Genomic DNA, 12,679 nt, shown 5'->3' with positions numbered 1-12,679 from the left:
GAGCTTGCTCCCGCTGGGCTGCGAAGCGGCCCCAAAACCAACCTGATCGCAGCTTCAATCAAAACGTGTCAGCAGGGTTTACGACGGCTTCGCCGCCGAGCGGGAGCAAGCTCCCTCGCCACAAAAGCCACGCTGAAGTCACCGTTAGCCATAAGGAACACCGCTGTCATGAACGACGCCACGCACACGCAGCTTCGCCCCGTGGCCGATACGTCACCGTCGGCGATTGTCGCCGGCTTCATCGCGATGATGACCGGCTACACCAGCTCCCTGGTCCTGATGTTTCAAGCCGGACAAGCGGCGGGCCTGACCAGCGGGCAGATTTCGTCGTGGATCTGGGCGATCTCGATTGGCATGGCGGTGTGCTCGATCGGCCTGTCCCTGCGTTATCGCACGCCGATCACCATCGCCTGGTCGACCCCCGGCGCGGCGTTGCTGATCACCAGCCTGGGCGGCGTGAGTTACGGCGAGGCCATCGGTGCCTACATCACGTGCGCGGTGCTGGTGACGATTTGCGGCCTGACCGGCAGCTTCGAACGGCTGGTGAGAAAGATTCCGGCATCATTGGCCGCCGCCCTGCTGGCGGGGATTCTGTTCAAGATTGGCAGTGAAATCTTCGTCGCCGCGCAGCATCGCACCGGGCTGGTGCTGGGAATGTTCTTCACTTATCTGCTGGTCAAGCGCCTGTCGCCTCGCTACGCGGTGCTCGCAGCGTTGCTGATCGGCACGGCGCTGTCCGGGTTCATGGGGCTGCTGGACTTCAGCGGTTTCCATCTGGAAGTGGCAACGCCGGCCTGGACCACGCCGCACTTCTCCCTGGCCGCGACCATCAGCATCGGTATTCCGTTGTTTGTGGTGGCGATGACTTCGCAGAACATGCCCGGCATCGCGGTATTGCGCGCCGACGGCTACACCGTGCCCGCCTCGCCATTGATCACCACCACCGGCATCGCCTCGCTGCTGCTGGCGCCTTTCGGCTCCCACGGGATCAACCTGGCAGCCATCAGCGCGGCGATCTGCACCGGGCCGCATGCCCATGAGGATCGCAACAAGCGCTACACGGCTGCGGTCTGGTGCGGGATTTTCTACGGGATTGCCGGGGTGTTCGGCGCAACGCTGGCAGCGTTGTTCGCGGCGCTGCCTAAAGAGCTGGTGCTGTCGATTGCGGCGCTGGCACTGTTCGGCTCGATCATCAATGGCCTGAGCATTGCCATGACCGAAGTGAAAGAGCGGGAGGCGGCGTTGATTACCTTTATGGTCACGGCGTCGGGGCTGACGCTGTTTTCCATTGGGTCGGCGTTCTGGGGGATTGTCGCGGGGGTGTTGACGCTGGTGATTCTGAATTGGCGCAAGGGCTGAGGGACCCGACATCGACTTCGCAGGCCAAGCCATGCACCTGCAAAAAGCAGGCATAAAAAAACGGCGACCCTTGGGTCGCCGTTTTTCATGACATCAAGCTACCGGATTGATCGGCTTTTCCGGGTACCAGACGTCGATCAGCGGGCTGACGGTTGCTTCGGTCAGTTCGCTGCGGCCCTTGAGCCAGGCTTCAACAGCAGCGCGCTGCTCTTCGGACACCGAGCCACGCTTCTGCAGGCAAACCAGACCGAAGTCGTCGCCGCCAACATAACCCAGACCGTTGGCTTCCATGGCTTCTTTCAGGAACGCGTCGAGGAAAGCATCAATGGCTTCATCAGCCAAATCTTCTTTGAAATCCAGGTTCAGTTCGAAACCCAGCTCTTGAAATTCATCGACGCACAGTTTTTTGCGCAGACGCTGGGAACGGTTAGTCGCCATTGGAACAATCCTCATAAGTAATAACGGGCGGCACTTTAGCAGTTTAAGCCGCTAATTGCCCGACTCTCTGGGGCGCGTCGCTGACCGTCGGTAAAAAAATTGCGGATTAGAAGGCCACGGCAAGGCACAAGCCGTTGCACCTTGGGGCATAATGCCGACACTTTCATGACCACTGAGGGAATTTATCTTCATGCCCTCGCCTTTTTTCCCCTCGAATGCAGGGTTCAATTTCACATGATCAAATCTTTGCGTCCCTTGTTACTGGCCGGCTTCCTTCTTCCTCTGGCCTTCTCCGTTTCCGCCGCCACCATCAACACCGGTCTGTCACCCAACGTAGAAAAGGCCCTGAAGGCCAGCAAGCTTCCGGACAACGCCCTGTCGTTGGTGATGATCCCGCTGAACGGCCCGGGTACACCGACCATTTACAACGCTGACGTTTCGGTCAACCCGGCTTCGACCATGAAGCTGGTAACCACCTATGCGGCGCTGGAAATGCTCGGCCCGAACCATCAGTGGAAAACCGAGTTCTACACCGACGGCACCCTCAGCGGCGGCATCCTCAACGGCAACCTCTACCTCAAGGGTGGCGGCGATCCGAAACTGAACATGGAAAAGCTCTGGCTGCTGATGCGTGATTTGCGCGCCAACGGCGTGACGCAAATCACCGGCGACCTGGTGTTGGATCGTGGCTTCTTCGTGCAACCGCAACTGCCGGAATTCAACGACGATGGCAATGACGACAACAAGCCGTTCCTGGTCAAGCCTGATTCGCTGATGGTCAACCTCAAGGCCTTGCGCTTCGTGGCACGCAACGACAACGGCCGGGTCCTGGTGTCGGTGGAACCGCCGATTGCCAGCATCAAAGTTGAAAACCAGGTCAAAGCAGTCAATTCCAAGCAATGTACCGGTGGCGTGCGTTACAACCCGGTGACCCAGGCCGATGGCAGCGTGACTGTGACGGTCGGCGGTCAGTTGGGCGAAGGCTGCAGCTCGCAGACTTATCTGTCGCTGCTTGACCACGCCACCTATACCGCGGGTGCCGTGCGGGCGATCTGGAAAGAACTGGGTGGCAGCATCCAGGGCAGGGACCGTCTGGCGCCAACGCCGAGCAACGCCAAGGTGCTGGCCCGGGCCTACTCGCCGGATCTGGCGGAAATCATTCGCGACATCAACAAATACAGCAACAACACCATGGCTCAGCAGTTGTTCCTGAGCCTGGGACAGAAATTCCGCACCGACGCCGACGGTGACGACGCCAGGGCTGCCCAGCGTGTGGTGCGTCAGTGGCTGGCGAAGAAAGGCATCACCGCGCCGCACCTGGTGATGGAGAACGGCTCCGGCCTGTCTCGCGCCGAACGCGTGAGCGCTCGTGAAATGGCGGCGATGCTGCAAGCTGCGTGGCGCAGTCCCTACTCCGCCGAGTTCATCAGCTCGATGCCGATTGCTGGCACCGACGGCACCATGCGTAAACGCCTGAAAACCACGGCAATGCGCGGCGAAGCTCACGTCAAGACCGGCACCCTGAACACCGTGCGCGCGATCTCCGGTTACAGCCGTGACGTCAACGGCAACACCTGGGCGGTGGTGGCGATCCTCAACGACAAGGCCCCGTTTGGCGCATCGTCGGTGCTGGATCAGGTGCTGCTGGACCTGTATCGCCAGCCGAAAGTGCCGGAAACGGCTTCGGTGCTCTGACCCGATCTACACGACACCACAGATCCAATGCAGGAACGAGCCTGCTCGCGATGACGGCGGCACATCCAGCAATGATGTGACTGACAGACCGCCATCGCGAGCAGGCTCACGCCCACAGGGGTCAGCATGAAGGCTTAGTTCATCTCTGCTTCAACGCGATCCCGTCCCGCCTGCTTCGCTGCATAAACCCCAGAATCCGCCCGCAGCAACAGCGCATCCGCGCCCTCCCCGACTCGCCAACTGGCGATCCCGAAACTCGCGGTCACGACCCCGACGCCTTCGATCGGTGAACTGCGCAAGGCTTGCCACAGTTGCAAGGCCAGCACGTGGGCCTGTTCGCCGCCGATGTCCGGGCACAGCACCATGAATTCCTCGCCACCCAGGCGGCAGAACACGTCGGTACGTCGCAGACGATGGCCGATGCGCTCGCACACGGCCTGCAACACCCGATCACCCACGGCGTGGCCATGCTGGTCATTGATGCGCTTGAAGTGGTCGATGTCGAGCATGATCACCGACAACTCGCCACCCCCGCGCTCGACCCGGGCCATTTCGGTGGTCAGGCGCTCTTGAAAGTAACGGCGGTTGTGAATTCCGGTCAGGGAGTCGGTGATCGACAGCGCCCGCAGTTCTTCTTCCACCCGCTTCAGGTCGGAAATGTCCGAGATGTAGCCATGCCAGAGCACGCCGCCGCCCGGCAGTTCCTCCGGGGTCGCCTCGCCGCGAACCCAGCGCAGACCGCGCTGCGGCAGTTGTACCCGGTACTCCTCGCGCCACGGGCTGAGCGTATTCGCCGATGCGCGTATCGAGTCGCGAACGCGGGTTGTGTCCTGGGGATGAATCCGCGTGAAAATCGCTTCGGCGTTGAGCAGCAAAACGTCCGGCTCGAGTTCATAGATCTCGCGAATCCCGTCGCTGGCGTAGATCACACTGAAACGGCCGTCGAATTCCATCTTGAATTGATAAATGCCACCGGGCACATGGGCGCTGAGCTTTTTCAGCAACAGGTCTCGGGCGGCCAGGGCCTCGTGGACACGCTTGCGTTCGGTGATGTCGATGCAGATCGCCAGATGCCCGACCCACAGGCCTTGCTCGTCGAGCACCGGGGTCGCGAGCATGTTCACGGTCAAATGGCTGCCGTCCTGACGGACCAGCGTCCACTCCCGCGCTTCATGACCGCCCTCTTCTCCACCTTCGACCAACATCGCCTGGCAGGTCGGAATCGGCTTGCCATAGCGCGCACTCAATTCCGCCGAGCGTGCGACCAGCTCTCGGGGAAAGTGAAGGTTTTCCAGGGTCATGCGCCCCACCACTTCAGCGCTGGAGTACCCCAGCATTTGCTCGGCCCCGGCGTTGAAGGTGTTGATGACACCTCGCAGGTCGGTGGCGATGATCGCCACTTGCGTCGCAGCATCCAGCACGCCGCGCAACTGACCGTGAGTGCCGCGCAATTCCTGCTCGCGGGCGTGCAGCTCCTGGGTGCGCTGCTCGACCATTTTCAGTGCGCGCTGGCGTTGGCTGACCAGCACGTAGAGCAACGCACTGAGCAGCACACTGAGCAAGCCACCGAGCACCACCAGGCTGGTCACCGAGGAATGGTTGGCTTTCAGAAAGGCTTCGCTGGGCAGGATATCGACTTGATAATCGTGGTCGGCCATACGCAACAGGCGTGTCGCGGACAATTCACTGGGCGCAGGCGGGTTAGAGGACTCGTAAAGCACTTCGTGCTGATCGTCGGTGGACAGATCGAGGATGCGTACGGAGAGATAGTCATAACTGGCCTCCGGCAACCCGTCCGCCAGCAACTGGCGCATGCTGATCACGGCCATGACATATCCGTAGGGTTTCATGTCCGCCGTCGCCGCATCGCGCTGACGCTTCACCGGCGCCACCAGCAGCACGCCACGCGCATACGCCGGCTCGATGCCGACCAGATGCATCGGCTGCGAGACGGCCATGCTGCCCAGTTTGTCCGCCCGATCAAGGGTGGCGCGGCGTAACGGCTGGGCAAACAAGTCGTACCCCAGCGGCGAGCCGAGTCGGCTTCGGGTCTGGCTGTAGCGCACCGCCACGTATTCATCCCGCTCGGCAGCCAATTGCAGCTGGCCCTCGGCATTGAGCTCACGCAGAGTGAAGTCGCTCAAACCGTCTTCTTCACGCACCTTGCGCTCGAACGCCGCCCGCTCGGCACGGGTGACCCGCGCCGCGAATGAATACGCCTGCGTGCGGTGCAGCAGCGGTTGGGTGTAACCGTCGAACTCCGCGCGGGAGACTGACTCGGAATTGGCGAAGAACCGGCGCAGGCCGTCGAGGCGCTGCTCCTGATCTTCGAAACGTTCTTCGATGCGGCTGTAACGTTCGCTGGCGAGCAGCTGGAAACGTTGCCGTAATTGATGGTGATACAGATTCAGCGTCGACCAGGCCAGCAATCCAGTGAGAACCCCACCGACGAGCAATACCAGCAGCGCGACCAACCAGGCCGACACATCTTCACTGATAAAACCCAGGATCTTGGGGCGCACGGCGTGCAACGACATAAACGCAACTCAAAACGCCAGGTGCGGGAAAGCCCATTGGCCATGCGTTGAGTTATAGCTATTAGCCATCAATTTGACCAGCACAGAAAGAAGCCAAGAGCCTTTAAAATCAAGGCTCTGTGGATCCAATCCCTGCAAGTGTCAACGAGCCGTGATTTTCCAGGCTCGGTGGATCTTGCCATTACGGGCGAAATCCGGATCGATGGTCTGGGCGGTGATTTCTTCAACGGCATAACGCGCGCTGAGGTTTTCCTCGAGCGTGAACTTGCGGAAGTTGTTGGAGAAGTACAACACGCCACCGGGCGCCAGGCGCGCCATGGCCAGGTCGATCAACTGCACCTGATCGCGCTGCACGTCGAAGATCCCTTCCATGCGCTTGGAGTTGGAGAACGTCGGCGGGTCGATGAAGATCAGGTCGTACTCGTCTCGGCAGGCATCGAGCCACGCCATCACGTCACCCTGCTCCAGACGGTTCTTGTCGGAGAAACCGTTCAGTGACAGGTTGCGACGCGCCCAGTCCAGGTAGGTTTTCGACAGGTCTACGCTGGTAGTGCTGCGCGCGCCGCCCTTGGCCGCGTGAACGCTGGCGGTCGCGGTGTAGCAATACAGGTTGAGGAAGCGCTTGCCGGCCGCCTCTTTCTGGATGCGCATACGCATTGGGCGGTGGTCGAGGAACAGTCCGGTGTCGAGGTAGTCGGTGAGGTTGACCAGCAGCTTCACGCCGCCTTCGTTGACCTCGACAAACTTGCCTTGGGCCGCTTGGCGTTCGTATTGCTTGGTGCCGCTCTGACGCTCGCGGCGCTTGACCACCACGCGGCTCTTGTCGATGTTCAAGGCCTGCGGAATCGCCGCCAGGGCATCGAACATGCGCGCCGAGGCTTTTTCCGGGTCGATGGACTTCGGCGCAGCGTATTCCTGGACGTGGACCCAATCGTGATACAGGTCGATGGCCATGGAATATTCCGGCATGTCGGCATCGTAGACGCGGTAGCAATCAATGCCCTCGCGCTTGACCCACTTGCCCAACGCCTTGAGGTTCTTTTGCAGGCGGTTGGCGAACATCTGCCCGCCTTCGCTCAAGCGCGGTTGCTCGATCACTACCGGGGCCGGTTTGATCGGGTTGCCGTTCTTGTTGTACTTCTCGTATTTGCCCGGCGCTACGTCGTCGTCGGCGACTTCGACTTCGGCTTGAACTTGTTCGCGCTCGACCTGACGCTGTTCCGGGGTGCGACGCTCGCCGGTGACGAACTGGTCCGGCGTGACTTTGATCAGCAGCAATTTGCACGGCAAAGCGCCGTTCCAGAACGAATACTGTTTGTGGCTGCGGATGCCCATGCGCTTGCCCAGGTCCGGCGCGCCGGTGAACACCGCCGCTTCCCAGTTCAGGCAGGCCTGACGCAGACGCTCGCCAAGGTTCTGGTAGAGGTAGAGCAGGCTCGCCTCGTCGCCCAGACGCTCGCCATATGGCGGGTTGCAGATCACCAGACCTTTCTGGTTCTGGTCCGGACGTGGCTCGAACGTGCCGACTTCGCCCTGGTAGATCTTGATCCACTCGCTCAGGCCCGCACGTTCGACGTTGTTGCGGCCCGGTTGAATCAGGCGCGGATCGGCTTCGTAACCGCGAATCCACAGCGGTGGCTTGGCCAGGCCGGCGGCGGCGCGCTCGGTGGCTTCTTCGTGGAGCTTTTTCCACAGCGCCGGCACGTGGCCGAGCCAGGCGGTGAAGCCCCACTGTTCGCGACGCAGGTTCGGCGCCATGTCGGCGGCGATCATCGCCGCTTCGACGAGGAACGTACCAACACCGCACATCGGGTCAGCCAGTGCGCCGCCTTCGGCCGCAATGCGTGGCCAGCCGGAACGGATCAGGATCGCGGCCGCGAGGTTTTCCTTCAGCGGCGCCGCGCCCTGCTGCAAACGATAACCGCGCTGGTGCAGGCTGTGACCGGAGAGGTCGAGGGAGAGAATCGCTTCGCCACGGTCCAGGCGCAGGTGAATGCGCAGGTCCGGGTTGAGCTTGTCGATGGACGGACGATCGCCCTGCGGAGTGCGCAGTTTGTCGACGATGGCGTCTTTGACTTTCAGGGCGCCGAAGTGCGTATTGTCGATGCCCGAGCCGTGGCCGCTGAACTCGACGGCCAGGGTGCCGTCATTGAGCATGTGGTCTTGCCACTCGATGTCGAGTACGCCGTGGTACAGGTCTTCGGCGTCCTTCATCGGGAAACGCTTGAGCACCAGCAGCACCCGGTTCGCCAGACGCGACCACAGGCACAGGCGATAAGCGGTTTCCATGGTGGCCATGCCGCGCACGGCAGAGGTGTGCTCACGTGCTTCTTCAAGGCCAAGCCCGACGGCTTCCTCGATCAGCAGGCCTTCAAGGCCTTTGGGACAAGTGAGGAAGATTTCGAATTGATCGGACATTGGAATCTCAGAGCCTTTAGCTAAGTGAACCGGCAACGCATTGCCGGCCCGGTTTTCAATCAGGCGCTTTTCTAAAAGAGCGCCCGCGTGGCACGAAGGTGTGCCGTCCCACCTGTGCTGCTCAGGTTAGAAGAGCTTAGATGCACAGGCAGATAAAAAAGTTGATGCAACAAAATGTCATAAGTCGACCCTTCGTCGAATAATCGTCCTGCTTAACAGGAGCCATTCTCACAAAGGATTAACTCCATCATTCTGTGGGGGGCCGATCATACAGGGCTTTGACCAAGAAACACGGGACAAACATCGAGTTACTTATGGCCGTTGCATCTTTATGGTTACGTTCTTATGACAAAACGATCATTCCCTCGATGTGACGCATTGGTTAGAACTCAACACAGGTTGACGCCGCAACGACGTCAACACCTTGGCTCGCGACGCCGGCAGCGAGCCCCAACGGCAGGAGTTTTTCTGCCAGACCTCAATTGAGGTCGACGCGATAAATACAGTCAACAAGTGAGGGCAACACCCTATGAGAAGACTTAAGCGTGATCCGTTGGAAAGAGCATTTTTGCGCGGATATCAATATGGCGTTGGTGGCAAATCCCGTGAGCTTTGCCCATTTACTCTACCGTCGGTACGCCAAGCCTGGATTAACGGCTGGCGAGAAGGACGCGGCGACAACTGGGACGGTATGACCGGCACTGCGGGAATCCACAGACTCAACGAACTTCACGCCGTCGGCTAACACAGGGCACAACACTCCGACACGACAATCTGATTACGTAACGACTTACCACGCACGCCCCATCCGGGCGGCGGGCTCCGGCCCAGGGGCTCCTTCGAGGAGCCCTTTTTTATGCCCGCCAATTACCTGGAATCTGAACACTGCTTTTGTGGCGAGGGTGCTTGCTCCCGCTGGGCTGCGAAGCGGCCCCAGAACCAGTCACAACTCGGAGTGTCAGGTAAAACGCGGTTGCGGGGTTTACGACTGCTTCGCAGCCGAGCGGGAGCAAGCTCCCTCGCCACAGAAAACCTCAGCGCCAGGACCTGCTCAGCCCTTCAGCGCAGCGCCGCGATGGCGTCGACGGACTCGCGAATCAGCGCCGGGCCTTTGTAGATGAAGCCGGAATAGAGCTGCACCAGGCTAGCACCCGCAGTGATTTTCTCAGCCGCATGCTTGCCTTCGGTGATGCCGCCCACGGCGATGATTGGCAAGCGACCCGCCAGTTCCGCCGCCAATACCTTCACGGTGTGGGTGCTCTTGTCGCGAACCGGTGCGCCGGACAGACCGCCCGCCTCATCACCATGCTCCATGCCTTCAACGCCCACACGGCTCAGGGTGGTGTTGGTGGCAATCACTGCGTCCATCCCTGTTTCGATCAGCGCTTGCGCGACCTGAGCGGTTTCTTCATCGGTCATGTCCGGCGCGATCTTGATCGCCAGCGGTACATGTTTACCGTGGCGCAGGGCCAGTTCCGCGCGACGGGTCGCCAGATCAGCCAGCAATTGCTTGAGCGAATCGCCGAATTGCAGACTGCGCAGGCCCGGGGTGTTCGGCGAGCTGACGTTGACCGTCACGTAACTGGCGTGGGCGTAGACCTTGTCCAGGCAGATCAGATAATCGTCGACCGCACGCTCAACCGGCGTATCGAAGTTCTTGCCGATGTTGATGCCCAGCACGCCCTTGTACTTGGCCGCCGCCACGCGTGCCAGCAGGTGATCGACGCCGAGGTTGTTGAACCCCATGCGGTTGATGATCGCCTCGGCGTCCGGCAGACGGAAAATCCGTGGCTTGGGGTTACCCGGCTGCGGACGCGGGGTGATGGTGCCGATTTCGACAAAGCCGAAACCCAGCTGGGCAAACCCGTCGATGGCCGCACCGTTCTTGTCCAGACCGGCCGCCAAACCTACGGGGTTCGGAAACTCCAGGCCCATGACGTTCACCGGCATTTTCGCCGGCGCCTTGCACAGCAGACTGTTGAGGCCCAAACGCCCGCCCGCGCCGATCAGGTCCAGGGACAGATCGTGGGAGGTTTCCGGGGAAAGTTTGAACAACAGCTGACGGGCCAGGGTGTACATGGGCGGTTTTGACTCGAATGGCGGCGAAATGAGGCGGCGATTATAGCCGGGCATCGGTGCCGCAAGCGAGGCGCGCAACAAAATCAGCGGACGATGGCATATGCCTTGCACCCTCACTGACATCAGCACTCATGCCAACGGCGGGATGAGTCGAAAGACAAAGGCGTCGTCACTTGGCCTTGCCCTGGCAAGCAGCCCGGTACGACGCTTTTTTTTGGAAGGTGTTTAACCATGAATGAAACCACAGCGGGCCCACTGGCCTGGGTCAATGGCAGCGATGCCCCGGAAAAGACTGAGATCAACCTCGGCTTCATGGCCCTGAGTGACTGCGCCTCGGTGGTGGTCGCGGCCACGCAGGGTTTCGCGCAGCCTTACGGCCTGACCCTGAACCTCAAGCGCCAGTCGTCCTGGGCCAACCTGCGGGACAAGCTGGTCAGCGGCGAACTCGACGCCGCCCACAGCCTGTACGGCCTGATCTACGCCGTGCACCTGGGCATCGGCGGCGTGGCGCCGACCGACATGGCGGTGCTCATGGGCCTGAACCAGAACGGCCAGAGCATCAACCTTTCTCATGGCTTGCAGGCCTTGGGGGTGACCAGTCCTGAAGCACTGGACCGGCACGTGCACCAAAGTCGCCCAAAATTGACCTTCGCCCAGACATTTCCGACAGGCACCCACGCCATGTGGCTGTATTACTGGCTCGCGAGTCAGGGCATTCATCCGTTGCAGGACGTCGACAGCGTGGTGGTGCCACCGCCACAGATGGTCGCGCACCTGCAAGCCGGACGCATCGACGGTTTCTGCGTCGGCGAACCGTGGTCCGCCAGCGCGGTGAAGCAGAATCTGGGGTTCACTATGGCAACGACCCAGACCATCTGGCCCGATCACCCGGAAAAAGTCCTCGGCTGCACTCGCGCCTTTGTCGAGCAGTACCCCAACACCGCCCGGGCGTTGGTGATGGCGATCCTCGAAGCCAGCCGCTTCATTGAAGACGGCAGCGAAAACCGCCGCAGCACCGCGAAGCTGTTGAGCGCGCCCGAATACCTTGATGCACCGCTCGATTGCATCGAACCGCGCTTGCTTGGCGACTACGCCGATGGCCTCGGCAACCGCTGGCAGGACCCGCACGCGCTGCGTTTCCATGCGGGCGGTGAGGTCAACGTGCCGTACTTGTCCGATGGCATGTGGTTCATGACCCAGTTCCGCCGCTGGGGCTTGTTGCGCGACGACCCGGATTACCTCGGCGTGGCCCGTGAGGTCCAGCAACTAGACTTGTATCGTGAGGCCGCCAGCGCAGTCGGTGTTGCCGCCGAGGGTGAGGACATGCGCAGCAGCCAATTGATCGACGGCAAAGTCTGGGATGGCTCCGACCCGACCGGCTATGCCCGCAGTTTCAAGCTGCACGCCATGAGCGAAAGCTCGCACCGAATCGCCAGCCGCTGACAGGAGACTGCGAATATGTTGCGTATCCTGCTGATCAACGACACCGCGAAGAAAGTCGGTCGCCTGAAAGCAGCCCTGACCGAAGCCGGGTTCGAGGTGATCGACGAATCCGGCCTGACCATCGACCTGCCCGCGCGCGTCGAAACGGTGCGTCCGGATGTGATTTTGATCGATACCGAGTCACCCAGCCGCGATGTGATGGAGCAAGTGGTGCTCGTGAGCCGCGACCAACCGCGACCGATTGTGATGTTTACCGATGAACATGACCCCGATGTGATGCGCCAGGCAATCAAGTCCGGGGTCAGTGCCTACATCGTCGAAGGCATTCACGCACAACGCTTGCAGCCGATTCTCGACGTGGCCATGGCGCGCTTTGAAAGCGACCAGGCCCTGCGCGCCCAGCTCAACGCCCGCGACCAGCAACTGGCCGAGCGCAAGCGCATCGAGCTGGCCAAGGGGCTGTTGATGAAGATGAAGGACTGCAACGAGGAAGAGGCTTACACCCTCATGCGCCGCCAGGCCATGAGCCGGCAGCAGAAACTGATTCAGGTGGCGGAGCAGATTATTGCCATGAGTGAATTGCTCGGCTGACCTCTTACCCTTTGTGGCGAGGGAGCTTGCTCCCGCTGGGCTGCGAAGCGGGCCCAAAAAACCCGGCAGCCTAACCGATTTTGTGAGTGCTGCGCACTCAAGCGGGAGCAAGCTCCCTC

Annotated in this window: 9 protein-coding genes; 5 read left to right on the top strand and 4 right to left on the bottom strand. The window is 60.9% G+C overall.

Annotation, left to right across the window (positions count from 1 at the left end; all coding sequences use genetic code 11):
• Positions 1-168: 168 nt before the first annotated feature.
• The gene (locus QMX98_RS25660) at positions 169-1,359 is read left to right on the top strand and encodes a benzoate/H(+) symporter BenE family transporter (protein ID WP_282411558.1); all 1,191 of its coding nucleotides are present in this window, start codon (positions 169-171) and stop codon (positions 1,357-1,359) included.
• Between the two features lie 93 nt (positions 1,360-1,452).
• On the opposite strand, the gene QMX98_RS25655 is transcribed toward QMX98_RS25660, so the two are convergent.
• Complete coding sequence (locus QMX98_RS25655) at positions 1,453-1,797, bottom strand: YggL family protein (RefSeq protein ID WP_007896965.1); 345 nt, start codon at positions 1,795-1,797, stop codon at positions 1,453-1,455.
• A gap of 234 nt (positions 1,798-2,031) precedes the next feature.
• Between QMX98_RS25655 and dacB the strand changes: the two genes are divergently transcribed.
• Complete coding sequence (gene dacB / locus QMX98_RS25650; protein ID WP_010456483.1) at positions 2,032-3,492, top strand: D-alanyl-D-alanine carboxypeptidase/D-alanyl-D-alanine-endopeptidase; 1,461 nt, start codon at positions 2,032-2,034, stop codon at positions 3,490-3,492.
• 134 nt (positions 3,493-3,626) lie between these two features.
• Here dacB and QMX98_RS25645 read toward each other — a convergent pair whose 3' ends face one another.
• Positions 3,627-6,029: a diguanylate cyclase gene (locus tag QMX98_RS25645; RefSeq protein WP_083376062.1), complete on the bottom strand. Its 2,403-nt coding sequence runs from the start codon at positions 6,027-6,029 to the stop codon at positions 3,627-3,629.
• 141 nt (positions 6,030-6,170) lie between these two features.
• Positions 6,171-8,447, bottom strand: coding sequence for a bifunctional 23S rRNA (guanine(2069)-N(7))-methyltransferase RlmK/23S rRNA (guanine(2445)-N(2))-methyltransferase RlmL (gene rlmKL / locus QMX98_RS25640; protein ID WP_282411557.1), 2,277 nt, complete (start codon positions 8,445-8,447; stop codon positions 6,171-6,173).
• Positions 8,448-8,976: 529 nt separating this feature from the next.
• Between rlmKL and QMX98_RS25635 the strand changes: the two genes are divergently transcribed.
• On the top strand, positions 8,977-9,192 hold the full coding sequence (locus tag QMX98_RS25635; RefSeq protein ID WP_003223300.1) for a ribosome modulation factor: 216 nt from the start codon (positions 8,977-8,979) through the stop codon (positions 9,190-9,192).
• A 314-nt stretch (positions 9,193-9,506) separates the two neighbouring features.
• Here QMX98_RS25635 and QMX98_RS25630 read toward each other — a convergent pair whose 3' ends face one another.
• Positions 9,507-10,526: a quinone-dependent dihydroorotate dehydrogenase gene (locus QMX98_RS25630; RefSeq protein ID WP_083377282.1), complete on the bottom strand. Its 1,020-nt coding sequence runs from the start codon at positions 10,524-10,526 to the stop codon at positions 9,507-9,509.
• A gap of 231 nt (positions 10,527-10,757) precedes the next feature.
• On the opposite strand from QMX98_RS25630, the gene QMX98_RS25625 reads away from it, so the two are divergent.
• Both QMX98_RS25625 and QMX98_RS25620 read left to right on the top strand, forming a co-directional pair.
• Positions 10,758-11,969: a CmpA/NrtA family ABC transporter substrate-binding protein gene (locus tag QMX98_RS25625; RefSeq protein WP_010456499.1), complete on the top strand. Its 1,212-nt coding sequence runs from the start codon at positions 10,758-10,760 to the stop codon at positions 11,967-11,969.
• A gap of 15 nt (positions 11,970-11,984) precedes the next feature.
• Positions 11,985-12,560 (top strand): ANTAR domain-containing protein, encoded by a 576-nt coding sequence (locus QMX98_RS25620; protein ID WP_008146285.1) that lies wholly within the window; start codon positions 11,985-11,987, stop codon positions 12,558-12,560.
• Positions 12,561-12,679: the final 119 nt, after the last annotated feature.

This window comes from Pseudomonas sp. PS02303, assembly GCF_029959925.1.
In the GTDB taxonomy this organism is placed as follows: Bacteria; Pseudomonadota; Gammaproteobacteria; order Pseudomonadales; family Pseudomonadaceae; genus Aquipseudomonas; species Aquipseudomonas mandelii.
This window is presented reverse-complemented; position numbering and strand designations above follow the sequence as displayed.

Excerpts from the sequence above, each read along its gene's own strand:
- QMX98_RS25660 (WP_282411558.1), top strand. The coding sequence starts at position 169 with ATGAACGACGCCACGCACACGCAGCTTCGCCCCGTGGCCGATACGTCA.
- QMX98_RS25655 (WP_007896965.1), bottom strand. The coding sequence starts at position 1,797 with ATGGCGACTAACCGTTCCCAGCGTCTGCGCAAAAAACTGTGCGTCGAT.
- dacB (WP_010456483.1), top strand. The coding sequence starts at position 2,032 with ATGATCAAATCTTTGCGTCCCTTGTTACTGGCCGGCTTCCTTCTTCCT.
- QMX98_RS25645 (WP_083376062.1), bottom strand. The coding sequence starts at position 6,029 with ATGTCGTTGCACGCCGTGCGCCCCAAGATCCTGGGTTTTATCAGTGAA.
- rlmKL (WP_282411557.1), bottom strand. The coding sequence starts at position 8,447 with ATGTCCGATCAATTCGAAATCTTCCTCACTTGTCCCAAAGGCCTTGAA.
- QMX98_RS25635 (WP_003223300.1), top strand. The coding sequence starts at position 8,977 with ATGAGAAGACTTAAGCGTGATCCGTTGGAAAGAGCATTTTTGCGCGGA.
- QMX98_RS25630 (WP_083377282.1), bottom strand. The coding sequence starts at position 10,526 with ATGTACACCCTGGCCCGTCAGCTGTTGTTCAAACTTTCCCCGGAAACC.
- QMX98_RS25625 (WP_010456499.1), top strand. The coding sequence starts at position 10,758 with ATGAATGAAACCACAGCGGGCCCACTGGCCTGGGTCAATGGCAGCGAT.
- QMX98_RS25620 (WP_008146285.1), top strand. The coding sequence starts at position 11,985 with ATGTTGCGTATCCTGCTGATCAACGACACCGCGAAGAAAGTCGGTCGC.